Origin of the sequence: Thermoflexus sp. (assembly GCF_042408815.1) — a bacterium.
In the GTDB taxonomy this organism is placed as follows: Bacteria; Chloroflexota; Anaerolineae; order Thermoflexales; family Thermoflexaceae; genus Thermoflexus.
Genome location: NZ_JBHOQR010000014.1, coordinates 98,519 through 123,069, shown reverse-complemented (window position 1 = coordinate 123,069; position 24,551 = coordinate 98,519). Strand labels below are relative to the sequence as shown.

Below are 24,551 nucleotides of genomic sequence, written 5' to 3'. Positions count from 1 at the left end.
GAAGGGGCTTTCACCGCGATCCCGAATGCAAGCCATGTTCTACGGCTGGAGCCTCAGGATCCCCTCCGCGTTCTGTTCCACTTCCTCCCGAGACCAGAGCATAGGATGATATTCCCCGCGTAACCACATCGGGATCATATCATCGTAATGCGGGTGATAGGGGAGCCCGGACTGGCCGGTCGTGTGGATGAAGCGGCTATCAGACCAGCGGGCGGTGGAAGCGATGAAGCGAAGGGAAGGCAGGCTGCGGACCGCGAACCCTTTCTGGATGTTGAACCCAATGTTGTTCACGGCCGCGCTGGTTCCCGGAGCCGGATAGGGCCCGCGGTTGAAGATCGCCTCGATCGGTCGGATCCCGGACTGCCCCAGGGTGCCATGGGTAAAGGTGGCCGTATGGACCTTCCCCCAAGTCCACGCGCGGGGATCGGGGCCCAGGCGCGCGCGTAGCTCGGCCACTGCCTGTTCAAAGGCCCGCCGCACGATATCATCCCGGGTCTCCCGCTGGGGCGTGCGCAGGTCATCCCACCAGGAAAGCTCCGGCTGGGCCAGAGCCCAGCGGGCCCAGTAGCGGTTGTGGCTACCGCCGGTGAGCAGATCCTGGACGATCTCCTCACCCAGCTCATCGACCCAAGCCTCGTGGAGCAGATGTTTCAGGAAGCTCTCGAAGATGGTGGGCCCGGCCTGATCCGGCGTGGCCCGGAAATCCCAGGCCCGCAGGATCTCCTGAGCCTGGCGGGCCAGGGGATCCGTAAAGGAGATGGGGAGGACATACGACACGATGTCCCGTGCCGCCAGCGAGAAGGTATCGTTCTGAATCACGGCCATGTCATCGATGGAGAGGCGGTCCTTCATGCGGAGGAGGTCCACGATCCGCTGCGCCCGGTCGCCGTAATCCCAGACGGCGGCCAGGAAGTGGGGATAGGAAGGATCCACCACGGCGTTGTTCGCGGTGACGATAAATCCCTCCGGCGGATCCAGCCGTCGGGGCATTTCCTCATACGGAACATATCCCACCCACTCATACTCTCCGCTCCAACCCGGGACGGGGAGCAGGCCGTTCCCCTTCGCCCGGATGGGGACACGGCCGGTGGCTTGATAGCCAATGTGGCCGTCCACATCTGCATAGACGAAGTTCTGGCCGGGCACATCCCAATCCGCCAGGGCTTCATGGAACTCCTCCCAGTTCCGCGCGCGGTTCACCCGCAGGAGCGCCCGCACGATCCGCGAGGGCTCCAGGGCGGTCCACCGGAAGGCATAGAGGGTCTGGGTGCGGGTGAGGGCTTCCACCACATCGTTGATCACCGGGCCGTGTCGGGTGATCCGCACCGGGAGGAGGAGAGGCTCGGCCTGGCCGGCGATGCGGATCTCCTCGGTGATCACCCGCACGGGCTCCCACTTCCCTTGGAATTCCACCTCCAGCGGGTTTTGCGGGTTGACCCGCTCCATGTAGAGGTCCTGCACGTCGGGCCCCAGGTTGGTCACGCCCCAGGCGATGCGGTCGTTGTGGCCGATCACGACGCCCGGGACGCCGGGGAACGAGGCGCCGGCGACCTGGAGGGGGCATTCGGGGGTGACGGGCTCGCAGTGCAGGGCCACTTCATACCAGATGCTGGGCATCTGGATGCTCAGGTGCGGATCGTTGGCCAAGATCGGCCTCCCGGTGGTCGTGCGGGATCCTGCCACCACCCAGTTGTTGGATCCCAGGTCCGGGGCGTCGCCCAGGGTGATCCGTCGCAGCTCGTGCCCGAGGTCCAGCCAGGCGCGGGCCGTTTCCTCGGGGATCGGGGTTTCGACGACCGCAGCCGGCACGATGATCGGCCGGTCGGTGGGATAAGGCAGGACGATCTCCGACAGGCGCTCCGGGCCGATCTTTTGGACGATCCGCGCGTTGAGGAGCTCGTCATCCCAATTCCCGCCCAGATCCCAAGCCATGACTTTGGCCCAGGCGACGGTGTGGAGCGGCTGCCATGGCTCGATTTCCCATCGTCGTCCGAAGAGGCGGAAGAGGGTGAACTCTAAAGGCAGGCGATCGCGCTGCTGTTCCAGGTACGCATTCACCCCGGCCGCGTAGGCTTCCAGGATCGCCCGCTCCTCAGGCCCCAAGGCTTCCAGATCCTGCCGCGCGGCCCGATGCCACCCCAGGGTGCGGATGAAGCGATCCTGGTTCATCGTCGTCTTCCCCAGCATTTCGGAGAGGCGACCGGTCCCGATGTGACGCCAGAACTCCATCTGCCAGAAGCGATCCTGAGCGTGAACGAAGCCCTGGGCCATGAAGAGGTCGTGAAGATTCGAGGCGTAAATGTGGGGCACACCCCAGCGATCCCGGATCACTGTGACCGGGGCCTGGAGGCCGCGGAGGCGGAGGGTTCCGTGGATCTGGGGGAACGGCTGACGGGAAGTCCGGTAGAAAGCGAAGGCGCCTCCTGCGAGAAGGAGCAGGAGCCCAATTCCCAATCCCAGGATGATCCCAAGCAGCAGGCGTCGGCGCATGGCAAGCCTCCTCGGAGAGATGTCCGACCGGACCTTGGGCATGCGACGGGAGGGCTGAGTTCTCCCCGGATGCCAGCAGCGCGGCTTCTTTATCCTACCCTGAGACTGGGTCGCATGGGGAATGCATGGCGTCGAGGGGATTCGACCCGGATAGACCTTCGGCCGATGGCCGGCCGACGCCCGGCGCGAAGGGTCTCAGGAGGCCGATTTCCCATGGGCGTGGGAAGCCCGTTTGACACCCTTTTCCCAACCCGGGTATGATGCCCATCGATAGGGATCCGGGCGGATTCTCCCGAGGTCGCGGGGGGAGAGAATGGGGCGAGAGCACATCCGCAACTTCTGCATCATCGCCCATGTGGACCATGGCAAGACCACTCTGGCCGACCGGCTCCTGGAGCGCACCGGCACCATCCAGCCGCGAAACGGGGTGGAGTTGGTGCTGGACTCCATGGACCTGGAGCGGGAGCGAGGGGTCACCATCAAGGCCTCGGCCGTCCGGATGCAGTATACGGCGCGGGATGGCCGGACCTATGTGCTGAACCTGATCGACACGCCGGGCCACGTGGATTTCTCCTACGAGGTGGGCCGGGCGATGGCCGCCTGCGAGGGGGCCGTTTTGCTGGTCGACGCGACCCAGGGGATCGAGGCCCAGACCCTGGCCAACCTGTATCTGGCCCTGGAGCATGACCTGGTGATCATCCCGGTGGTCAACAAGATCGATCTGCCGGCGGCACGGCCCGACGAGGTGGCCCGTGAGATCGCCGAGCTCATCGGCGTCCCCGAGTCCGAGATCCTCCGCATCTCTGCCAAGTTGGGGATCGGAGTGGAGGAGGTCCTGGAGGCGGTGGTGCAGCGCATCCCGCCGCCCCGCGGCGATCCGGAGGCCCCCCTTCAGGCCCTGATCTTCGACAGCCACTACGATCCCTATAAGGGCGTTATCGCCTACGTGCGTGTGGTCAACGGAACCCTCGTCATGGGGCGGAAGATCATGGTGATGTCCACCGGGGTGACCAGCGATCCGGTGGAGATCGGGGTCTTCACGCCGGACTTCACCCCCACGGGCCGGCTGGAGGCGGGGGAGGTAGGCTATGTGGCTACCGGTCTCAAATCGGTGCGGGAATGCCGGGTGGGGGACACCTTGACGATCGCGGACCGCCCGGCCCCGGAGCCCCTGCCGGGATTCCGCCCGCCCAAGCCCATGGTGTTCGCCAGCTTCTACCCGGCGGAGGGCGAGGATTACGAGGTGTTGCGGGAGGCGTTGGAGAAGTTGCAGCTCAACGACGCCGCCCTAGTCTTCCAGCCGGAGACTTCGCAGGCCTTGGGCTTTGGCTTTCGCTGTGGCTTCCTGGGGATGTTCCACATGGAGATCGTGCAGGAGCGGCTGGAGCGGGAATACGGGTTGGACATCGTGGCCACGGCGCCCAGCGTGGAGTATGAGGTGGTGTTGCGGAACGGACAGGTGAAGACCATCACCCGTCCCTCGGATCTCCCCGACCCATCGATGGTGGAGGAGATCCGGGAGCCTTGGATGAAGGTGACTATCATCACCCCGGCGGAGTTCATCGGACCGGTGATGGATCTCATCACCTCGCGGCGAGGAGTTTACCAGAACATGACCTACCTGGACCCGCGGCGGGTGATGATCGAGGCGGAGGTGCCCCTGGCTGAGTTGATCGTGGATTTCTACGATCAGCTGAAAAGCCGCACCCGGGGATATGCATCGATGGATTACGCGTTCATTGGGTATCGGGCAGGGGATCTGGTGAAGTTGGACATCCTAGTCCACGGCCAGCCGGTGGACGCCTTGGCGCTGATCGTACATCGGGAGCAAGCCTACTCCAAAGGGCATGCCCTGGTGGAGAAGCTGCGGGAGGTGATCCCGCGACAGCTGTTCGATGTGGCGATCCAGGCCGCGGTGGGCGGCCGTGTCATCGCCCGGGCGACGATCAAGGCCCTGCGCAAGGATGTGCTGGCCAAGTGCTACGGCGGGGATGTCACCCGCAAGCGGAAGCTGTTGGAAAAGCAAAAAGAAGGCAAAAAGCGCCTTAAGATGATCGGCCGCGTGGAAGTCCCCCAAGAGGCCTTCCTGGCCGTCCTCCGACTGGGCCGCGAAGCCTGATCCTCCCTCGCTGGCCATCCCCGCAGCCCGAACCGCCCACGCCGGTTTGTGTGTTCGAACGTGCCGACCGGGCGGTGCGGAAAAGAAACACCCGCAGCGTTTCGGGAAGCGCTCGAAGCCAGGAGTAGGCCAGCTCCTCGAGCAGCCGGTCTTGGGCTTCCGGCCAGCGTTCCGAGAGAAGGCGGTCCCCGTCGGGTTGGGCGAGGAGCGCCATGGCGATGGGCCAGCCCCGGGTGCGGGCATGGAGCTGGGTGGCCGTCTTCTCATCCCCCCGAGGATCATGGAGATCCCGCTTTCGAGGCCTTCGGCCGATGGCTGGCCTCGGCCGGTGGGCCTTTCGCGTTGGGGGAGAACAACGCCGGCGGTTGCTCGCTGGAGTGCAGCACAGGGGAGGCCCCTGCAAGCGATGGGGGGCAGAGGATAATTGGAAAGCTCATCCCGCGGAGCAGAACACCGGGTCCGGGGTCTGCCGGGAATGGATGTCTGGACCTTCCCCCTGGTCTTTTGGAAGGGAAGTGGGCCAGGGGAAGCTATGGAATGGGGTTTGACATGGCGGCCCGAAGGCGTATTCGAGGGCCCGCTGATGGAGATCGGCGATCATGGACCAGAGGGTGGCGAACCCGGGTCGATGGCCGCAGACGGGGGCCTGGTGATCGCTCAGGGCCTGGCGCAGGCGTTCCCGGGGCGGCACGTCCGTCCTGGTGATCCGTTCCATCAGTTGTTCCTGCCGTCGGAGGGAAAATCGTAGATCCCGGGAGCCGTGATATGCCCGCAGCGCCGGATGGTCATAGTGGTTCGTCACGGTGAGGATCCCGTTCTCCGGGGTGCGCACGGCCACGCAGAGCGGATGAACCTCTACCGCGAACCCCTCGTGGGGATCGGCGATCAAGAAATTCATGGGAAGCATATGGGGCATCCGCAGCAGCAGCTCCACCGCCTCTCCAGCGGATCGGCAGCGCTCGAGCAGGATGCGGGGGATCAGGTGGAAGGGGATCCCGGGCCGGGGCGGGGGCTCGTCGGCCATTACGGCGTGCAGGGAGACGAAGAGGCCCGCCTCGTTGACCCCATCGTAGCGGCCGCCGGGGACGCTGCCCATCATCCCCAGGGAGGCCATGCCTCCCTCCGGGCGCAACCCGATCAGATCCCGTCGACGTTGAAGGGGTTGAAAATCGTAGTTTCGTCCCACCCACACCCCCTCCGGACTCCACCATGCCGCAGCGGAACATGCGAACAGGCGGGCGCGCATAGAGGTCCGGCAGATCTGCTGCCAGAGGAACCGAGGATCCAGCCTCTGGGCCGCGGCGTAGCCTTCATATTCCTCGATCAGGGGAGGGTGCCAGCGGGCCACCAGCCGGCGGCATGCTTCCGCCAGCTCCGGATCTGGGGGCGGTGGCCACCAAGGAGGACGGCGGAAGGGTGGGTCGAGATGGCCCATGGCTTCCCCGATGGCTCGATGAGGGCCCGCGAGCTCCAGAAAGCGATAGGGCGCCGGCAGGTTCATCCGTCCCCCTTTCGGGACTGGGCCCGTAGCGCACGCAATGCGGCCAGCTCCTCCGGGGCGGGGGGCGGCGTGACCGTCAGATCCGGGGCGATTCGGAGAGGCCATCCCGTTTGCTCTTGCACTGTTTCCACGAGGATTCCCGGGTGGATCGCGGTCAGCACCAGTTCCCCGGAGGCATCCGGGGTGAGGATGCCCAGATCCGTGATGACGGCGGCTGGCCCACCCCCGGAGAGCCCGGCCCGCTGTCGGCTTCCCCATCCTTCCAGGAAACCGGGCGCGGTGCGGAAATCGCAATGTTCGGGGAAGCGACGCCGCTCATGAGGGGTGATCACATAGAAACGGCCCGCCCACGCGGCGATCTCTGCCGCACCCCCCGATCCGGGCAGCCGGACCTGGGGCCGGTGATACGCTCCGATCACCGTGGCGTTCAGGTTCCCGAAGCGATCCACCTGGGCCCCGCTCAGGAAGCCCACGTCGATCCGTCCTCGTTGTAGATAGAAGGCGAACAGATCGAACATCGGGAGGACAGCCAGTGCCCCGCTTACCAGCGCGGGATCGCCGATCGAGAGGGGGAGGCGGCGGGGACGGGCGCCGATGACGCCGGCCTCGTAGATCAGAACGAGGTTCGGGGCGTGGAGGCGGCGGGCCAGATTGCAGGCCAGGTTCGGCCATCCGATCCCCACGAACACGACCTCGCCGTCCCGAAGCATCCGGGCGGCGGCGATGATCATCATCTCCTCCGGCGTGTAATCCATTGCCTTTCCTCAGATGTAGGGGTAGGAAGCCACTTCGGGGACGCCCCGTTCGCAACTCCTCATCGTCGGGATCCTGGCGCCTCCCGCGGGATCACCGTGAACGTCCGGAGCTGATTCTGTCGCATCACCTGGAGCTCTACGGGACGTCCTGGAGGCCAGTGGGCCAGGAATCGGTGCAGCTCCCCCAGGCTCTTCACGGGTTGCTCCCCAATCCGGATCAGGACATCTCCTTCTTGAAGTCCCGCCTGAGCCGCTGGCCCCCGGGGATCCACCTCCAGGATCTCCAGCCCGGTGGCGGAAGCCGGCCATGCGATGGGGCGGATCTGGACCACAATCCCCAGATAAGCCCGGCGGATGCGTCCTTCTTTGATCAGCAACGCTGCGACCCATTCCGCTGTATCGCTGGGGATGGCGAAGGCGATGTTTTCCGCTCCCAGGATCGTGGCCACGCACACGCCGATCACCTCGCCCCGGCTATCGACCAGAGGGCCTCCGGAGTTCCCCGGGTTGAGGGCGGCGTCAGTCTGGATGATATCCTCGATCACCTGCCCCCCCGGGCCCTGGAGCGCTCGCCCCAGGCCGCTGATGATCCCGGCCGACACGGTAAAGTGGAAGCCCAGGGGATTGCCAATGGCCACGACCAGCTGTCCCAGGCGCAGACGGGAGGAGTCGCCCAGCCGCGCGGCCGGGAAGGTTCCCCCACGCTCCACCCGCAGGACGGCCAGATCGGTGTAAGGATCCTCGCCGATGAGGCGGGCGGGAAAGGTGCGGCCATCGATCAACGTCACCTCGGGATCCCGGATGTGGCGGATCACATGGCTGTTGGTCAGGAGATAGCCATCCGGGGTGATGAAGAAACCGGAGCCCATCGGCTCGATCGCCCGGTGCCTTCGAGGGGCACCGGCCGACCGGATGCTGACCACCGCCGGGCCGACCTCTTCCACAACGCGGATCACAGTCTGGGAATATGCATCCAGCGGTTCCTCTTCGCGCATTTCCATTCCCGCAAGACTTAGAGAGCCCCTCAGCTCGAATCAACGGCGCAGCTCCTGAACTTCCATCAGCCCCCAGAGGCGAGCGGGGTCCACGGGCTCCACCTCCAGTCCGAACACCTCCGCGAAGGAACGGGCGAGGGCTTCCTGGACCGCGGCCAATTGCCGGGCCCGCTCGGCCTCATCCCTGGGTTCCCCCCAGAACATCGCCATCGAGACCACGCCCTTATCCGCGATGCCGCAAGGGACAATGCCGGTGAAGTAGGTAAGATCCGGACACACGTTGAGGGCGAAGCCATGCGTTGTGATCCCCCGTGCATCGACGCGCGCGCCGATCGCCGCGATCTTCGCGGGGGCCTGCCGCAGATGAGGCGGGCACCAGGCGCAGCGGCTCAGGGCATCCGGTTGCACCCACACCCCGGGGGCTCCGGGGATTGTCCCTGCAGCGATGCCGAAGCGAGCCAGGGTCTCCACCAGCATTTGCTCGATCCGGCGAACGAAAGCCCCTTTGTCCAGACCCAGCGCGGGGAGATCCAGGATAAAGTAGCCGACGACCTGGCCCGGGCCGTGATACGTCACGTCGCCGCCGCGATCGGTGACCACCACGGCGACCCCCCGACGGGCGCGTTCCCCCTCATCCCACAGGATATGCTCCGGGCGGGCCGAACGCCCCAGGGTGAACACGTGGGGATGCTCCAGCAGGAGCAGCGTGTCCGGGATCTGCCGAGCCGCGCGCGCATCCGCCAGCGCTCGCTGCAGCGCCCACGCGGCCGCGTATTCCACGGTGCCCAGTTTTGACCACCAGCCTTTCATCAGTTCCCCTCCTCGGGCCTCAGCAGCCCAGGATAGCTCCCTCCCTGAGAGATCTTCATCCGATGGTCCTCTCCCGCATGATTCATCACCTGGACCATGTTCGGCGCACGATCTCCCCCCGTCCGCCCAGGGGGCTCTCCGGGCGCCCATTGATGCGCACCTGGAGGGCGGCAGCGTTCCCGGTTTCCAGTTGCAGAGATGAGCGGGCCTCCCAGGTTCGGGTTTCCCCCGGTCGCAGCAAGCCTTGATAGACCACCTGATCATCGGCCCGGATCCGTATCCACACGTGCTCGCTGGCCTCCACTTCGAGGCGGAGCGCTGGCGCGGGGGCTGCGGATACGGGGGTAGACGTAGTGGGCGGAAGGGATGCCGCTCCGGGCACGGTGGGCGCTGGAGGAAGCCCCAGCGATCGAACCCGCCATGGCCCACGGGCCAGCCCGAAGACGCCGGCCAGCAACAGGATCGCCAGGCCGATCATGACGAGGGGTCGCCATGGAAGAGCAGGGCGGGCTGGGATGCGGGTGAGTTCGAACATGGAGGGCATGCGGGAAGGTTGGGTCGGGGGGATGGCCGCCGGCATCCCATCCCATTCGGCCAGGAGCACGGCCTCATCCAGCCCCAGCCATCGGGCGTAGCGGCGCAGGAATCCGCGCACATGGGCGGAGCTGGGGAGAAGCGAGAAGGCCTCGTTCTCCAGCGCCTCCAAATAGAGGCGTTTGATCCGGGTTCCTGCCGCCGCTTCCTCCAGGGAGATCCCCCGGGCTTCCCGGGCTGCCCGCAACTGCTCCCCGATCCCCACGCTTACGCCTCCCGTTCCACCACCACCTGGACCTGGGCGGAGATCTCCGGTCCCAACCGCACCTTCACCGGGTGAGTGCCCAGAGTGCGGATAGGGGCCTCCATCTCGATCCGCCGTCGATCCACCTCCACCCCGAGCTGTTGAGCGATGGCCTCGGCGATCTGCTGGCTCGTGATCGCGCCGTAGAGTCGATCGCCCTGCCCGGCCCGAGCCCGGATGGTCACTACAGCTCCCTGGAGCCGAGCGGCCTTTTCCTGAGCCGTGCTCAGCTGACGGATCCGGCGTTGCTCGGCAGCCTGGCGGGTTTCCACCGCGTGGCGGATGAGACCTTCGGTAGCTGGCGTGGCCAGGCCTTTGGGGATCAGGAAATTGCGCGCGTAGCCGTCGGCGACCTCTTTCACCTCGCCGGCCCGCCCGAGGTTCGGGACATCCCGCAACAGCACCACCTTCATTGGGCGGATCCTCCAGGCTGAGATCCCTTGATCCGGATGGAACTCCTAGGGTATCTTATCAGGAATCCGATGGCGGGACAATCGCGATCCGGGAAACCGGCGAGCGCCCGGCCGGCTTGTTTCCAGGAGAACGCTGACCACGCTCCCTATTCCCAGGGCCCAGAGCATCTGTTCGTTGGGCTCCCGGCCAAGGAGGCGGGAAGGCCTCGCCCCTCTTTACCTCCCCCGCCGAGGCTTTTCGGGACCCCTTGACAAAAAATCAGGCGCGTGCTATATATAGCCCCAAACTTCGGGGGCGACCGAAGGCGATGATAGGGATGCACTCTACCCCACCGGCTCGCGCGAGGGGCGCTCCGCGGTTGCGGATCGCGCAGCGGGTGGACTTCATCTCCTCGATGAATACCTGTATCTGTCCTGAGCGGGGGCAGAAGGTGGCCGCCCGCTTAGGACGCGCGCCCCGCTGAGTGGAATCGACCCCCTTCTGCCTCCGCTTTCTCCCCTTCCTAATCCTTGCTCGGATCGGCAGGATATCCAGCCGGGCCATTCCTTTCGCCGGACGGAAGGGGCAGTTCTCATCAAATATTCCCACGGCCTCATCATCCCATTCGGGGGGATGGGGATCTATCGGTATGGATGAGCCATGGTGGTGTGGGAATCCCTTTTCCCAAAAATCGGACGGAGGAGGTTGTCATGGCGACGTATGCGGATCCGTTGGCCTTAGTGGACACCGAGTGGGTGGCGCAGCACCTTCATGATCCGAAGGTGCGCATTGTGGAGGTGGATTATGATCCGGCCAGCGCCTATCATCTGGGTCACATTCCGGGGGCAGTGCTCTTCGACTGGCGCAAGGATCTCAATGATCCGGTGCGGCGGGACATCCTGAGCAAGGAGGCCTTCGAGGCCCTCAACAGCCGGGCCGGGATTTCCAATGACACCACGGTGGTGCTTTACGGGGATTTCCGCAACTGGTTTGCGGCCTTTGCCTTCTGGATCTACAAGTATTACGGCCATGGGGATGTGCGGTTGCTGAACGGCGGCCGCAAGAAGTGGATCGAGGAGAAACGCCCCCTTACTGAGGAAGTCCCTTCGTATCCCCCAACCCCCTATCGGGCTCAGGATCCGGATGCTCGGCTGCGGGCACATCTGCCCTACGTCCTGAACGTGTTGGGCAAGCGCGGGGTGGCCCTGGTGGATGTGCGTTCCCCGGCGGAGTTCATCGGGGAGATCACCGCTCCGCCGGAGTATCCCAATGAGGCGGCCCAGCGCGGCGGCCATATCCCCGGCGCGGTGAACATCCCATGGTCGAAGGCCCTGAACGACGATGACACCTTCAAGGATGCCGAGTCCCTGCGTCGAATCTATGAGGAGGCGGGGATCACCCCGGACAAGGAGGTTATCACCTATTGCCGCATCGGGGAGCGTTCTTCGGTGACCTGGTTCGTGTTGCGCCATCTGCTGGGTTACCCCAATGTCCGCAACTATGACGGTTCCTGGTCGGAGTGGGGCAACACCATCGGCGTTCCGATCGAGCGCTAAGGCGAGGCAGGGGCGGGCCTCCGGTCGGAGGCCCGCCCTGCGGGAGACCGGAGGGAAGCCATGGCACGGATCGTGCGGACCGTGGATCTGCGGGCAGGGATCGAGCTGTGCACGGATTCCCCGATCGGGCGGGTTCAGCAGGCCCTGGCCGGCCTGGGGCCGGAGGAGGTGGTGGCGGTTTGGGTGAAAGGCTACGCCGACGAGTTCACGGTCACCGCGTGGGCCCGGCGGAACGGATATACGGTCCTGGAGGTGCAGCGGGAGGGGGAGGAGGTCCGCATCCTGCTCGGGGCATCTCCCGAGCAGGAAGGTGAGAAGTGATTTCTGCGTTCGGGAGGAGAAACCATGTTGCTTTTGATCGGGGCGACGCCGATGGCTTCGATCGATGCAAAGGCGGTGGCTCGGGCGTTGCAGTCCCGGGGAGATCGCTTGGTGGAAACTCAGGTGGCAGCGGATCTCTCCCGCTAATCGTCGAGGCCTCAGGGGGCGGGTCCGCCGAGCAGGCGGTGCGCGAGGTGGGGTTGGAGGTTCGGCTCGCCAAACCGGTGCGCCGGCTCGGTCAAGAGGTTGAAGAGATCTCCCGGAGCCCTTCCGCCGTGGATTTCATTGTGGAAGGGAATTTCCCTCCCGGGCTGGCGATGGAAGATGATCTGGCCCGTAAGCGGGCGGATTCCCCACGTTATGCCCTCGTCCCCGAGGTGCGCTTTCGGCGCACCTACGTGTGTGAGGATAGGAGCAAATGCATCTGCTTCTATGAGGCGGAGCGCTCAGTGTGTGTTTCGGACCCTCAGGAGGTGAGAGATGATGCTTTGGAGGCCTGATCCCAGCTTCTATCCGTCCCCGCGGCTCGCTATGCAGGCGCCCCCGGAGCGCCTGGCCTATGTGGCCACGGTGAACCCGAATCCCGATGGGCGGCCCGATGCCTTGGCCGTGGTGGATGTGGAGCCACGCTCTTCCACCTATGGGCAGGTGGTCGGGAGGTTGGAGCTTCCCTATGCCGGAGATGAGTTGCACCATTTCGGCTGGAACGCATGCAGCTCAGCGCTGTGCCCCTATGCGCCCCATCCCCACATCCAGCGCCGTTACCTGATCCTACCCGGGTTGCGCTCATCCCGGATTTATATCGTGGATACCCAACCGGACCCCCGTCGCCCTCGCCTGGTGAAAGTGATCGAACCGGAGGAGGTTTTCGCCCGGACGGGCTACGCGCGGCCTCACACGGTTCATTGCGGGCCCGACGGGATCTACATCAGCGCATTGGGGAACCCGCAGGGAGATGGGCCTGGCGGGATCTTTGTAATCGATCATTTCACGTTTGAGGTTCTGGGGCGCTGGGAGGTCGATCGGGGGCCGCAGTTCCTGGCTTACGATTTCTGGTGGCATCTGGGCTATGACGTGATGATCACCAGCGAGTGGGGAACGCCTCGCATGGTGGAGCGAGGGGTGGATGTGGAGGCCCTTCTCAACGGGCGTTACGGCCATCGCTTGCACATTTGGGACCTGCGGCGGCGGCGTCACGTGCAGAGCCTGGATCTGGGGGCGGAGCATCAGATGGTCCTGGAGCTCCGGCCGGCCCACGATCCGACGAAGACTTACGGGTTCGCCGGGGTGGTCCTCTCGTTGAAGGACCTTTCCGCCTCCGTTTGGCTGTGGTATCGCGAGAATGGCGCCTGGTCGATCCGCAAGGTCATTGAGATCCCGGCGGAGCCGGCGGATCCCGATCAGCTCCCGCCCATCCTGAGGGATTTCCGCGCCGTCCCGCCTCTGGTGACCGACATCAATCTCTCTCTGGATGATCGCTTTCTCTATGTCTCATGCTGGGGTACAGGGGAGCTGCGGCAATACGATGTCTCCGATCCTTTCCATCCGCAGCTGACGGGAGCGGTGCGTCTCGGGGGGATCGTGCGTCGTACTCCTCATCCGAGGGATCCCGCGCGACCGTTGAACGGCGGACCTCAGATGGTGGAGATCAGCCGGGATGGCCGTCGGGTCTATGTGACGAACTCCCTGTATATCCCCTGGGATCCGATCTTCTACCCGGATGGCATTCGCGGATGGCTGGCGAAGCTGGACGCGGGTCCCGACGGTGGGCTCACGGTGGATCCTGCGTTCTTTGTGGAATTCGGGGATGACCGGCCGCATCAGGTCCGGCTGGAGGGCGGAGACGCTTCCTCGGACTCCTTCTGCTATCCGTGAGGCAGCAGGGGCGACGCGTAGGGATGGCGGACTGGATCCCGTGGGGCGGGATGTTCTTGCTGGGGGCCTACCATGGCCTCAACCCGGCCATGGGGTGGCTTTTCGCCCTGGCCTTGGGCCTGCAGGAGCGGCGACGCTGGGCCCTTCTGCAGGCTTTGGGATCCATGGCCCTGGGCCACCTGCTGGCCGTTGGGCTGACCGCGGTGCCCCTCCTCGTGCTCCAGGTCGTTCTGCCGCTTCCGCTGCTGCGCGGCATGACGGCGGCGATCCTGGCGGCCTTCGGCGTTTACCGGCTGGCCCGCGCCTGGCATCCCCGCTGGGTGGGCATGCGGGTGGGGTTCCGGGACCTGATCGCCTGGTCGGCGTTGATGGCTTCCGGCCACGGTGCCGGTTTGATGCTGTCCCCTTTTCTGATGGGCCCGTTATGCATCGTCTCCGGAGGGCATGGAAGTGTGGGCCTGTATCCCGTGGGGATCCTGGTATTGCGGAACGGCCTGGGCGGGGTAGGAGCGCACACGCTCGGGTATGTGCTGACTGCCGGCCTCATCGCCTGGCTCATATATGAAGGCGGCCACTTGGCCTTCCTCCGCCAGGCTTGGATCAACCTGGATCTCCTCTGGGCCCTCGCCCTGATCGGTGCGGCGCTGATGATGCCCTTCTTGTAGGAAAAGCGCCTCCTCGATCGTTGCCCCCGCCGGCCTCCCGCTTCCCCCGCTTTGTTCCACGGCGCACGGAGGGTGGACGCGGCCTGCCCTTTGTGGTAAAATGAACAAAAGTTGTCAGGGGGCCATCGATGTGGACCAGGACGCTTTTGGACTACATGCCCATTGCGATGCTGTTCCTGATCGGGCTGGGGCTCGGGGGCGCGGCCATGCTGACGCCGGCCTTGCTGGCCCCAAAGCGGCCCAGCCGCCGCAAGCATCTCCCCTACGAGTCCGGCATGGTCCCCATCGGGCCGGCTCAGCGCCGCTTCCCCGTCAAGTTTTATCTCACCGCTTTGCTCTTTATCCTCTTCGATGTGGAGATCATCTTTTTTTATCCGTGGGCGCTGCAGGTGCGGGCCTTGCGGGCCCTGGCCCTGATGGAGATGGGGCTCTTCGTTCTGGTCCTGCTGATCGGGTATGTCTACGCCTGGCGGAAAGGAGCCTTCGAATGGGAGCGGTGAGCGGAGCGGTGGTGGATGGGACGTGGTCGCCCGACCGGAAGGACGGAGAGATGGGGGTGGTCCTGACCACCCTGGAGGAAGCTCTGGAGTGGGTGGCCGCCTGGGGGCGCACCCGGGCGATGTGGCCGCTGCTCTTCGGCCTGGCCTGCTGTGCCATTGAAATGATGGCCACCCAGGCCAGCCATTACGATCTTTCCCGTTTTGGGATGGAGATCATGCGGGCCTCTCCCCGTCAGGCGGATCTGATGATTGTGGCCGGGCGGGTGAGCCGGAAGATGGCCCCGGTGGTCCGGCGGCTCTACGATCAGATGACCGAGCCCAAGTGGGTGATCGCCATGGGGGACTGTGCGGCCACCGGCGGCATCTTCAACAACTACGCCATCGTCCAGGGGGTGGATGAGATCATCCCTGTGGACGTCTACGTTTCCGGCTGTCCCCCGCGCCCGGAAGGACTGATCGACGGCATTATGCGCCTTCACGAAAAGATCCGCCGAGGCGGGCGATCCCGGTGAGGGGGAAGGAAGCTCCCGTCGGCGGGGCGGGTGCCGGAGAGGCCCTCAGATGCCGAAGTGAATCTGGGTCTAGAGGAGGATGGCGGTGTCCATCTCGGAGGTGATTGAGCGGGCGCGTGCGCGGTTCGGCGAAGCTGTCCAGGAGGTCATTGAGTTCCGGGGAGAGACCACCCTGGTGATCCATCGGGAGGCACTGGTGGAGATCTGCCGTTTCCTGCGGGACGATCCGGTGTGTCGTTTCAATTTCCTGTCCGACCTGTGCGCAGTAGATTACTGGCCGGAGCGTCCTCGGTTCGCCGTGAACTATCATCTTTACTCCCTCCCCCACAACCTTCGGCTGCGGGTGAAGGTCTTCCTGGAAGAGGAGGACCCGGTGGTGCCTACGGTGAGCGGGATCTGGCCCACCGCGAACTGGCACGAGCGCGAGGTCTACGATCTCTTCGGCATCCGCTTCGAGGGCCATCCTGACTTGCGCCGCATCCTGTTGCCGGAGGACTGGGAGGGACATCCCCTGCGTCGGGATCATCCGCTGGTGGTGGAGCCGGTTCAGTTCTCCTTCAACTGGCGGGAGATCGACGCTCGCAAACCCTATGTGCGGGAATGAGAGGGCCGGCCATGGCCATCCGGGAAGGCGAGGTTCAGGAGTTCACCCTGGAGCAGCTGAAGCATCTGGTCTCCGAGCGCGCCCTGCGCGGGGAGACCCTTCTCCTCAACGTTGGGCCCCAGCATCCCAGCACCCACGGGGTGTTGCGCCTGCTGGTGGAGCTGGATGGGGAGACCATCGTCTCCGTGGTCCCGGACATCGGCTATCTCCACACCGGCATTGAGAAGACCTGTGAGTCCAAGACCTACACCAAGATCATCCCCCTCACCGACCGCATCGATTACCTCTCCCCGATGTCCAACAACCTGGCCTACGTGATGGCTGTGGAGAAGCTGATGGGGGTGGAGGTCCCTCTGCGGGCCCAATACATCCGGGTCATCCTCACGGAGCTGCAGCGCATCGCCAGCCATCTGGTCTGGCTGGGGACCCACGCGTTGGACATCGCGGCGATGAGCGTATTCCTGTACTGCTTCCGTGAGCGGGAGATGATCCTGGATATCTTCGAGATGGTCTCCGGCCAGCGGATGATGGTCTCCTATTTTCGGGTCGGAGGGCTTTGGCGAGACGTCCCTGAAGGATTCGAAGAAGCCGTGCGTGCCTTCCTGAAGCTCATGCCGGCCCGGATCGACGAATACGAGCGTCTGTTGAAGCGGAACCCCCTCTGGCTCCGGCGGACGAAAGGGGTCGGTGTGATCTCTCCGGAGGATGCCATCGCCTGGGGTGTCACGGGCCCCTCCTTGCGAGGCTCCGGGGTGAACTACGACGTCCGCAAGGCCCAGCCATATTCCTCATACGATCACTTCGAGTTCGATGTGCCGCTGGGGGAGAACGGGGACGTCTACGACCGCTTCATGGTGCGCCTTGAGGAGATGCGTCAGAGCCTGCGCATCATCGACCAGGCCCTGCGACGCCTTCCGAAGGGCCCTTATATCACCCCGGACCGGAAGGTGACGCCCCCGCCGAAGGAAGAGCTGGCTTGGAGCATGGAGGCGCTGATCCACCATTTCAAGTTCTGGACGGAGGGATTCAGCCCACCGCCGGGGGAGGTCTATCACGCTGTGGAATCCCCCCGTGGGGAGTTCGGGGTTTACATTAACAGCGATGGCTCGCCGAGGCCCCGTCGGGTCCATTTCCGGGCTCCCTCCTTTGTGAACCTCCAAGCCCTCCCGATCATGGCGAAGGGGTGTCTGGTGGCCGATCTCGTGGCCATTATTGGCAGCATCGACATCGTGCTGGGGGAGGTCGATCGATGAGCTCTCCGAAGGAGGAACCCATATGCCTGAGGTGACCCTGCGCGGATGCCGGATGTTCTACGAGGAGCACGGGAGAGGATTCCCGGTGTTGTTTGGGCACAGCTATTTGTGGGATGCCCGGATGTGGGAGCCCCAGGTGGCGGTCCTGTCGCGGGCCTACCGCTGCATTGTGCCCGAGATCTGGGCTCACGGCCGTTCAGACCCTCCACCGCATTCGCCCTACTCGGTGGACGAGCTGGCCGAAGACATGTGGGCCTTCGCTCAGGCCCTGGGCCTTTCCCGGTTCGCGGTGGTCGGCCTCTCGGTGGGTGGGATGTGGGGGATGCGCCTTGCCTTAAACCACCCCGAGGCCGTCGCCGCCTTGGTGCTGATGGACACCGATGCGGGCGCGGAGCCGGAGGAATCCCAGCAGCGATATTTCGCCATGATGGCCGCCGTGGAGCAGGCCGGGGCGCTCCCCCCACCTATCCTGGAGGCGCTCGTGCCGTTCTTTTTCTCGCCGGTCACAGTGCAGCGGGATCCGGATCTGATCGCCCGGTTCAAGGCATCCCTCGCGGCGATCCCGCCCGAACGCCTGCCGGGGATTTTGGCGGTCGGGCGGGGGATCTTCAGCCGGAGCTCGGTGCTGGAGCGGCTGGGGGAGATCCGGGCGCCGACCCTCGTGGTGGTGGGGGCGGATGACGTCTCCCGGCCGCCGCACGAGGCGGAGCGAATGGCCCGGGCGATCCCCGGGGCGCGCCTGGAGGTCATTCCCGAGGCTGGGCACATAGCCAACCTGGAGCGCCCAGATGTGGTGACGCCCTTGCTGGAGTCGTTCCTGGCCCAGGCGTTGGGGGAGGGAGGGCGATGAGCGGGCAGCTCACCTATCGTTATGCCCGCCAGATCCTGGACGCGGCCCGATCCATCATCGGTCCAGAGGCATGGCGGGATGCACTGCGGCAGGCCGGGCTGGCGCGTTATGAGGAGGCCTTACCACCCCTCAGCCCGGAGCTGGGGGTCACGTTCCAGGAGATCTCCGCTTTCTGCTACGCCATCCGGGAGCGGTTCGGCCCGGACGGGGGGTGGATGCTGCGCCGGATCGGCCACGAGGTTCTCCAGCGGGATCTTCAGGCCTATGGTTGGGTGGCGAACTTGATCCGCATGGTCTCTGGGTTCCTGCATGCACCCCGGGAGCGGGTTTACAACGCCTGGCAGCGGGCGGCTGCGGTGGTCCGCACGGAGACCGGATCCTCGCCCCGCGTGTGGCGGGAGGGGAATCGGATTGGTTGGGAGAACCCCTCCTGTCCTTACTGTGTGGATCTCCGCTGTGCGGAGCCGTGCTGTGATCTCCCCGCCGGCGTGCTGGAGGCACTGACGGCCTGGGTGCTGGAGCGGCCGGTGGAGGCGGTCCACGTGATCGAGGAATCCTGCCGTGGCCGGGGAGATGCCGCCTGCCGCTATCAGATCGAGGTGTGAGAGGAACTCTGCGGGCGCTGGGCTCTCCCATACGGGAAGCCGGGTTTTCCATCCTGAATCGAGGCGGAGAGGATGCTCCGGGAGAAATACGCACAGGAGATCGAGGCGATCTTAGCGAAATATCCGGTGAAGCGTTCGGCGATCCTCCCCCTGCTCTATCTGGTGCAGCAGGAATGTGGCTACTGCACCGAGGAGGGCATCCGGGAGGTGGCGGAGATCACTGGCGTCAGTCCCACGGAAGTTCGGGAGGTGGTGGGCTTCTACACCCTTTTCTATGATCGCCCCATCGGCCGCCATCGGATCCAGATCTGTGATGATCTCCCCTGTGCGCTGCGAGGGGCAGACGAACTGGTGGCGTATGCCATCCGCCGCCTGGGGATACGCCCGGGCGAGACCACGCCGGATGGCCGGTTCACCCTGGAGACCGTGATGTGCATCGGAGCGTGCCATCGAGCGCCCGCCATGCAAGTGGATCTGGAGTTTGTGGAGCATGTGACCCCTGAGGTTTTCGATCGAGTGATTGAAGATCTCTCCCGGGATGGGATGTGATGGGGCGCTATATCCTGTTGCGACATCGAGAGATCCCCGATCTCCATCGTCTGGAGGTCTATATCCGCCACGGCGGCTATGAGGCGTGGCGGAAGGCCCTCACCGCCATGACCCCGGAGCAGGTCATCGAGGAGGTGAAGGCCTCGGGCCTACGGGGGCGAGGAGGGGCGGGCTTCCCCACTGGGATGAAGTGGTCCTTCGTGCCAAAAGATGTGTTTCCGAAATATGTAGTGGTCAACGCCGATGAATCTGAACCGGGGACCTTCAAGGATCGCGAGCTTATGGAGGGGAACCCCCACCAGCTGATCGAGGGGGCGCTGCTGGCTGCTTATGCCATCCAGGCGGAGCGTGTTTACATCTATGTCCGTGGGGAATACCGCTCGGTGGCCCGACGCTTGGAAGCGGCCATCGCGGAAGCCTACGCCGCCGGCTTCATCGGCCGCAACGTCCTGGGCACGGGCTATTCGGTGGAGATGTTTGTCCACCTGGGGGCTGGAGCTTACATCTGCGGGGAAGAGACCGCCCTCCTGGAGTCCCTGGAGGGGAAGATCGGCCATCCCCGGGTGCGTCCACCCTTCCCGGCCACCCATGGCCTCTATGGCCAGCCGACAGTGGTCAACAACGTGGAGACGCTGGCCAACGTGCCCCCTATTATTCTTCACGGCGCAGCCTGGTATCGAACGATGGGAACGGAGAAAAGCCCGGGCCCCAAGATCTTCTGCCTGAGCGGGCGGGTGCGCCGGCCGGGCAATTATGAAGCGGAGCTGGGCAAGATCACCTTCCGGGACCTGATCTTTGGGGAGGAATATGGGCAAGGCCTCCTGGGGGAGGATCGCATGGTGAAAGCCATCCTTCCGGCCGGGGCCTCCGCCCCCATGCTGCCGGCCTCCGCCCTGGACACACCCCTGGATTATGAATCCGTCCAGGCCGCCGGTTCCATGCTGGGCTCAGCCTCCATTATCGTCCTGGACGACACGGTGGACATCGTCTGGGCGGCCTACAAGATGGTCCGTTTCTTCCAACATGAATCCTGCGGCAAATGCACGCCGTGCCGGGAGGGGACCTACTGGCTGCGGCGGGTCTACGAGCGGATCGTCGCCGGGCGCGGGCGGCCGGGGGACGCCGCGCTGCTGGAGAGCATCGCTCGCCAGATGGCCGGCAAGACCCTGTGCCCCCTGGGGGACTTCGCTACCAGCCCGGTCCTCTCCAGCCTGAAGTATTTCCGGAAGGAATACGAGGCCTATCTCCAGCGCGCGGCGAAGATGCCTGTGGAAATGCCTGCCTGAGCGGCGGGAGGCCCGGAGGCGCGAAGGGCCGGGCCAACCTCAGCGAGGGTAAGGTGGCGGCTGGATTCCGTGGGTGCCGATGGCGGGAGGGGCCAGGCCCCGGGCGCCTTTCTTGTGGAGCGGGGATTGAACCGATGAGGAGATCCAACGAATCCTTCACGAAGGGGATCCGGAGGAGCAAGCTCACCGGAGCGGGCAGAGTGCGGGATAAGCGACATCGCCCGTCAGGAAGGGCTGGCGGTGGCGCTCGAACTTGGAGGACTTCCGATAGTTCGATACCGACCTGGCGGAGACGTGGGTGTGTTGCTCCAGGCCGGATGTCTATGGGGGGGCGGAGGGGAGTGGTTAGAGCGCGGCGACATCGCAGCTCCCCGCCCCGAACTCATGATGAGGAGTGAGGGATGGCCGGAACGGTGCGGATGGTGATCGATGATCGCTCCATAGAGGTGCCGGCCGGCACGCTGGTGGTGGACGCGGCCAAGCAGGCTGGGATCGATATCCCGGTGTTCTGCTATCATCCCAAGCTGGAGCCGGCCGGGATGTGCCGGATGTGTCTGGTGGAGGTGGGGACGATCCAGGTGGATCCGAACACCCGGCAGCCCCTCCGGGATGAGGAGGGACGGCCGGTGGTGCGCTGGATGCCCCGCCTTCAGACCGCCTGCACCACCCGAGTCGCCGAAGGCATGGTGGTGCGAACGAACACCCTCCAGGTTCGGGAGGCCCAGCGGGCGATCCTGGAGTTCCTGCTGACCAGCCATCCTCTGGATTGCCCGATTTGCGACAAGGGCGGGGAATGTCCCCTCCAGAATCTCACGATGCGCTACGGCCCCGCCGAATCCCGCTTCGACTACTGGGATAAGATGCACCAGGAGAAGCGGGTCCCCTTGGGGGATCTCATTATCCTGGATCGGGAGCGGTGTATTCTCTGCGGCCGCTGTATTCGCTTCCAGGAGGAGATCGCCGATGATCCGGTGCTGGGGTTCTCCGATCGCGGGCGGGGCATGGAGATCATCACGTTCTCCGATCCACCCTTCGCCAGTTACTTCTCCGGCAACACCACGGACATATGCCCGGTGGGTGCCCTGACCACCACGGATTTCCGATTCCGGGCCCGGCCCTGGGAGATGACGCCGATCCCCAGCATCTGCCCCCACTGCCCGGTGGGCTGCAACATCACCTTGGACATACGGCCCTCGGCCCGCAAGGGTGGATGGGATATCCTTCGGGTGATGCCGCGCCAGCATGAGGAGGTCAACGAGATCTGGATCTGCGATAAGGGGCGCTTTGTGCATCACTTCGCCACGGCGGAAGATCGCCTTCGGCAACCCCTGATCCGGCGGGACGGCCAGCTGGTCCCGGCTTCCTGGGAGGAAGCGCTGGATCGCGTGGCGGAGGCCATGCGGCAGGCCGGGCCTCGGACCGCCGGCATGATCGGGGATCGTCTTCCCAACGAGGATCTTTATCTGTTTCGCAAATTGTTCGAAGAAGCTCTGGGATCCCCATGGGTGACGATGGATCCCCCCGTCTTTGGAGGGGAGTGGGTCGCCCGTTACGGGGTCGGGACCGGCACGGATTTCGGACGGATGGGGCCGGGAAGCCTGATCGTGGTGATGGCGGGCGATCTGGAGGAGGAAGCTCCCCTTTGGTTCCTGCGCGTCCGGGGGGCCGTGCGCCGGGGCGCCCGGCTGATCGTGGCAGGAGGCAAGCCCCAGAAGGCCGAACGCTATGCGAATCCGATCCTCCGATACCGCTTTGGGACAGAAGCCCTGGTCCTGGTCGGGGTGTTGCGGGTGTTGCTGGAGGAGAACTGGGTGGCCTCGGAGGCTTTACCCCGACTGGAGGGCCTGGAGATCCTGAGGAAGGTCGTAGCGGATTACCCGTTGGACGAGATCAGCGATCGGACGGGGGTCCCGGTGGAGCCGCTGAAGGCGTTCGCCCGGGCGATCGCCGAGGCCCATGAGGTGGTCTTCATATTCGGCCGGGAAGGAGTGATGGATGGCGAGGCGTTTGTTGGAATGGCAGCGAACGTGCTCGCCCTCACCGGCCATGTGGGCCGTCCGAACAACGGCTTGCTTCCCCTCTGGCCCCACGCCAACACCCAAGGAGCCCTCGATTTCATCGGCGTCCGCCCCCTCCCGGAGGAGGTCCCGGTCCTTTACGTGGTCGGGGCGGATCCGGCGGGGGATGGACGGGCGATGCCGCGGGCGGGTTTCCTGGTGGTCCAGGATCTCTTCCTCACGGAAACCGCCCGGATGGCCGACGTGGTGTTGCCGGCCCAGTCATGGGCGGAGCGGGATGGCACATTCACCAGTGGGGACCGTCGGGTGCAGCGGTTCTATAAGGCGATCCCGGCTGTTGGCGAGGCCCGAGGGGACTGGGAGATCTTCGTCGCCCTAGCCCTCCGCCTGGGTCAGCGATGGCTGTATCTCTCCCCCGAAGCGGTCATGGACGAGATCGCGCGGACGATCCCGCGCTATGCCGGGATGGATTATGGGGCGCTGGCCTGGACCCGGCCGCAGTGGCCGCCGGTAGGCACCGCGCGGGATCTCTACTTCGGTGGAACAGCTCGGCCGAACACGGCTGGGCTGGGCCGTGTCTGGGCGTCGGAAGCGGAGGACCCTGGGGCCCGATGGCCGCTGTTCTGGAAAGTCCTGGAGGTCCCCTCGGAAGAAGTGGTGCTGGCGGTTCCGACCCGTCGGCTCTATCACGCGGGGACGCTCATCGCCCGCACGCCCGATTTGCGGAGCTGGGTGGTTCCGTGGATGGCGCGCATGCATCCGGAGACCGCCCGGCGGTTGCAGCTGGAGGCGGGCCGGATGGTCATGATCCAGGCGAACCGCCAGATGCTCCGTCTGCCGGTGGAGGTGGACCCGGCGGTTCCGCCCCAGGTCATCCTGCTTCCGGCAAGCCTAGCCCCCCGCGCCGGCGCCGTGCAGGCCCTTCCGGTTGAATTCCGGGTGGAGGTCGGGGATGGTGCCCTTCCTCGTTGAGGCGATCATTAAGAGCGCGATCCTGGTTCTGCTGTTGCTGACCGGCTTCGCCTATCTCACCTTGGCGGAGCGCAAGCTGTTGGCTGATTTCCAGGCCCGCATCGGGCCGAACCGGGCGGGCCCTTACGGATTGCTCCAGCCGCTGGCCGATGCGGTGAAGCTGTTCTTCAAAGAGGACTTCATCCCCGCATACGCTGATCGTGTCCTCTTCGTGCTGGCGCCGCTGATCACCTTGATTCCGGCGATTCTGATCTTTGCCGTGATCCCCTTCGGCCCGGAGCTGACCCTGTTCGGGTATCGGACCCATCTCCAGTTGACGGATGTTAACGTGGGGGTTCTCTATATTGTAGCCATCACCTCGATCAGCGTGTATGGGATCACCCTGGCCGGATGGGCGTCGAACAACAAATACGCGCTGCTGGGAGGCATCCGGGCCTCGGCCCAGATGATCAGCTACGAGCTGGCGATGGGGCTGGCGATCGTGAGCGTGGTGCTGACCACGGGAACCCTCCAGGTGAGCGGGATCGTGGAAGCACAGCGCAATGGGTGGTTGCTCTTCCTCCAGCCGTTGGCGGCGATCATCTTCTTCATCACCGGGCTGGCTGAGATCAAACGGGCGCCTTTTGATCTGGTGGAAGCGGAACAGGAGCTGACAGCCGGGTATTTGACAGAATATAGCAGCATGAAGTTCGCCCTCTTTTTCATGGCCGAATACGTGAAAATGATCGGCTTCAGCGCCCTGATGACCACCTTCTTTCTGGGCGGATACCTGGGCCCCTTGGTGGACCAGTATCCCGCTCTAGGGGTGGTTTACTTCACCCTGAAGGTTGCCCTTCTTATCTTTTTGATGATCTGGATCCGGGCCACGCTCCCCCGGATCCGGTATGATCAGCTGATGGCCCTGGGATGGAAGGTGCTGTTGCCGCTCTCTCTGGCGAATGTGATGGGGACCGCGGTGGTGATGGCCTTAACGGCCTGAGACCAGGCCCCCGCTGCTTACTCACCGCGGGGGATGCCAATCGGTCCGCGGAGAGCGCCGATTCCACCGGCCGGGCAGGAGTTTGAACAGTGCAGATCTTTTTCC

Annotated in this window: 24 protein-coding genes; 17 read left to right on the top strand and 7 right to left on the bottom strand. The window is 64.9% G+C overall.

Going from position 1 to position 24,551, the window contains the following annotated elements; genetic code table 11:
* Nucleotides 1-39: 39 nt before the first annotated feature.
* Nucleotides 40-2,490 carry a penicillin acylase family protein gene (locus tag ACFMO3_RS05170; RefSeq protein ID WP_376789367.1) on the bottom strand — a complete coding sequence of 817 codons (2,451 nt, stop codon included), beginning with the start codon at nt 2,488-2,490 and terminating at the stop codon, nt 40-42.
* A gap of 313 nt (nt 2,491-2,803) precedes the next feature.
* Between ACFMO3_RS05170 and lepA the strand changes: the two genes are divergently transcribed.
* Nucleotides 2,804-4,609 carry a translation elongation factor 4 gene (gene lepA / locus ACFMO3_RS05165; RefSeq protein ID WP_376789366.1) on the top strand — a complete coding sequence of 602 codons (1,806 nt, stop codon included), beginning with the start codon at nt 2,804-2,806 and terminating at the stop codon, nt 4,607-4,609.
* Between the two features lie 433 nt (nt 4,610-5,042).
* On the opposite strand, the gene ACFMO3_RS05160 is transcribed toward lepA, so the two are convergent.
* The 6 genes from ACFMO3_RS05160 to rplI form a co-directional block, all read right to left on the bottom strand.
* The gene (locus tag ACFMO3_RS05160; protein ID WP_376789365.1) at nt 5,043-6,110 is read right to left on the bottom strand and encodes a C45 family autoproteolytic acyltransferase/hydolase; all 1,068 of its coding nucleotides are present in this window, start codon (nt 6,108-6,110) and stop codon (nt 5,043-5,045) included.
* Nucleotides 6,107-6,865: a CoA-transferase subunit beta gene (locus tag ACFMO3_RS05155; RefSeq protein WP_376789364.1), complete on the bottom strand. Its 759-nt coding sequence runs from the start codon at nt 6,863-6,865 to the stop codon at nt 6,107-6,109. Before ACFMO3_RS05155 ends, ACFMO3_RS05160 begins: the two co-directional genes overlap by 4 nt.
* A 59-nt stretch (nt 6,866-6,924) precedes the next feature.
* Complete coding sequence (locus tag ACFMO3_RS05150) at nt 6,925-7,860, bottom strand: S1C family serine protease (RefSeq protein ID WP_376789363.1); 936 nt, start codon at nt 7,858-7,860, stop codon at nt 6,925-6,927.
* Nucleotides 7,861-7,899: 39 nt separating this feature from the next.
* Nucleotides 7,900-8,670: a lipoyl(octanoyl) transferase LipB gene (lipB, locus tag ACFMO3_RS05145; RefSeq protein ID WP_376789362.1), complete on the bottom strand. Its 771-nt coding sequence runs from the start codon at nt 8,668-8,670 to the stop codon at nt 7,900-7,902.
* A gap of 85 nt (nt 8,671-8,755) precedes the next feature.
* A complete protein-coding gene (locus ACFMO3_RS05140; protein ID WP_376789361.1) occupies nt 8,756-9,469 on the bottom strand; it encodes a helix-turn-helix domain-containing protein in 714 nt (237 codons plus the stop codon).
* Between the two features lie 2 nt (nt 9,470-9,471).
* Nucleotides 9,472-9,921: a 50S ribosomal protein L9 gene (gene rplI, locus ACFMO3_RS05135; RefSeq protein ID WP_376789360.1), complete on the bottom strand. Its 450-nt coding sequence runs from the start codon at nt 9,919-9,921 to the stop codon at nt 9,472-9,474.
* A gap of 690 nt (nt 9,922-10,611) precedes the next feature.
* On the opposite strand from rplI, the gene ACFMO3_RS05130 reads away from it, so the two are divergent.
* From ACFMO3_RS05130 to nuoH, 16 genes are all read left to right on the top strand, one after another.
* A complete protein-coding gene (locus ACFMO3_RS05130; protein WP_376789359.1) occupies nt 10,612-11,457 on the top strand; it encodes a sulfurtransferase in 846 nt (281 codons plus the stop codon).
* A 60-nt stretch (nt 11,458-11,517) separates the two neighbouring features.
* Entirely contained in the window at nt 11,518-11,778 is a 261-nt protein-coding gene (locus ACFMO3_RS05125; protein ID WP_376789358.1) for a sulfurtransferase TusA family protein, read from the top strand.
* A 24-nt stretch (nt 11,779-11,802) separates the two neighbouring features.
* A complete protein-coding gene (locus ACFMO3_RS05120) occupies nt 11,803-11,925 on the top strand; it encodes a hypothetical protein (protein ID WP_376789357.1) in 123 nt (40 codons plus the stop codon).
* A 47-nt stretch (nt 11,926-11,972) separates the two neighbouring features.
* Nucleotides 11,973-12,278 carry a DUF4242 domain-containing protein gene (locus ACFMO3_RS05115; RefSeq protein WP_376789356.1) on the top strand — a complete coding sequence of 102 codons (306 nt, stop codon included), beginning with the start codon at nt 11,973-11,975 and terminating at the stop codon, nt 12,276-12,278.
* Complete coding sequence (locus ACFMO3_RS05110) at nt 12,259-13,653, top strand: selenium-binding family protein (RefSeq protein WP_376789355.1); 1,395 nt, start codon at nt 12,259-12,261, stop codon at nt 13,651-13,653. The genes ACFMO3_RS05115 and ACFMO3_RS05110 overlap by 20 nt, the downstream gene beginning before the upstream one ends.
* 23 nt (nt 13,654-13,676) lie before the next feature.
* Nucleotides 13,677-14,318, top strand: a complete 642-nt coding sequence (locus tag ACFMO3_RS05105) for a hypothetical protein (RefSeq protein WP_376789354.1) — start codon at nt 13,677-13,679, stop codon at nt 14,316-14,318.
* A 128-nt stretch (nt 14,319-14,446) separates the two neighbouring features.
* Entirely contained in the window at nt 14,447-14,818 is a 372-nt protein-coding gene (locus ACFMO3_RS05100) for an NADH-quinone oxidoreductase subunit A (RefSeq protein WP_376789353.1), read from the top strand.
* Nucleotides 14,806-15,330 (top strand): NADH-quinone oxidoreductase subunit B, encoded by a 525-nt coding sequence (locus ACFMO3_RS05095; protein ID WP_376789352.1) that lies wholly within the window; start codon nt 14,806-14,808, stop codon nt 15,328-15,330. Before ACFMO3_RS05100 ends, ACFMO3_RS05095 begins: the two co-directional genes overlap by 13 nt.
* 79 nt (nt 15,331-15,409) lie before the next feature.
* Nucleotides 15,410-15,934: an NADH-quinone oxidoreductase subunit C gene (locus tag ACFMO3_RS05090; RefSeq protein ID WP_376789351.1), complete on the top strand. Its 525-nt coding sequence runs from the start codon at nt 15,410-15,412 to the stop codon at nt 15,932-15,934.
* A 17-nt stretch (nt 15,935-15,951) separates the two neighbouring features.
* Nucleotides 15,952-17,187, top strand: a complete 1,236-nt coding sequence (gene nuoD, locus ACFMO3_RS05085) for an NADH dehydrogenase (quinone) subunit D (RefSeq protein WP_376789404.1) — start codon at nt 15,952-15,954, stop codon at nt 17,185-17,187.
* Nucleotides 17,188-17,209: 22 nt separating this feature from the next.
* A complete protein-coding gene (locus ACFMO3_RS05080) occupies nt 17,210-18,037 on the top strand; it encodes an alpha/beta fold hydrolase (RefSeq protein ID WP_376789350.1) in 828 nt (275 codons plus the stop codon).
* A complete protein-coding gene (locus ACFMO3_RS05075) occupies nt 18,034-18,642 on the top strand; it encodes a hypothetical protein (protein WP_376789349.1) in 609 nt (202 codons plus the stop codon). Before ACFMO3_RS05080 ends, ACFMO3_RS05075 begins: the two co-directional genes overlap by 4 nt.
* 72 nt (nt 18,643-18,714) lie before the next feature.
* Complete coding sequence (nuoE, locus tag ACFMO3_RS05070; protein ID WP_376789348.1) at nt 18,715-19,191, top strand: NADH-quinone oxidoreductase subunit NuoE; 477 nt, start codon at nt 18,715-18,717, stop codon at nt 19,189-19,191.
* Complete coding sequence (gene nuoF, locus ACFMO3_RS05065) at nt 19,191-20,477, top strand: NADH-quinone oxidoreductase subunit NuoF (RefSeq protein WP_376789347.1); 1,287 nt, start codon at nt 19,191-19,193, stop codon at nt 20,475-20,477. Before nuoE ends, nuoF begins: the two co-directional genes overlap by 1 nt.
* Nucleotides 20,478-20,878: 401 nt before the next feature.
* A complete protein-coding gene (nuoG, locus tag ACFMO3_RS05060; RefSeq protein ID WP_376789346.1) occupies nt 20,879-23,467 on the top strand; it encodes an NADH-quinone oxidoreductase subunit NuoG in 2,589 nt (862 codons plus the stop codon).
* On the top strand, nt 23,448-24,446 hold the full coding sequence (gene nuoH, locus ACFMO3_RS05055; RefSeq protein ID WP_376789345.1) for an NADH-quinone oxidoreductase subunit NuoH: 999 nt from the start codon (nt 23,448-23,450) through the stop codon (nt 24,444-24,446). The genes nuoG and nuoH overlap by 20 nt, the downstream gene beginning before the upstream one ends.
* Nucleotides 24,447-24,551 lie beyond the last annotated feature (105 nt).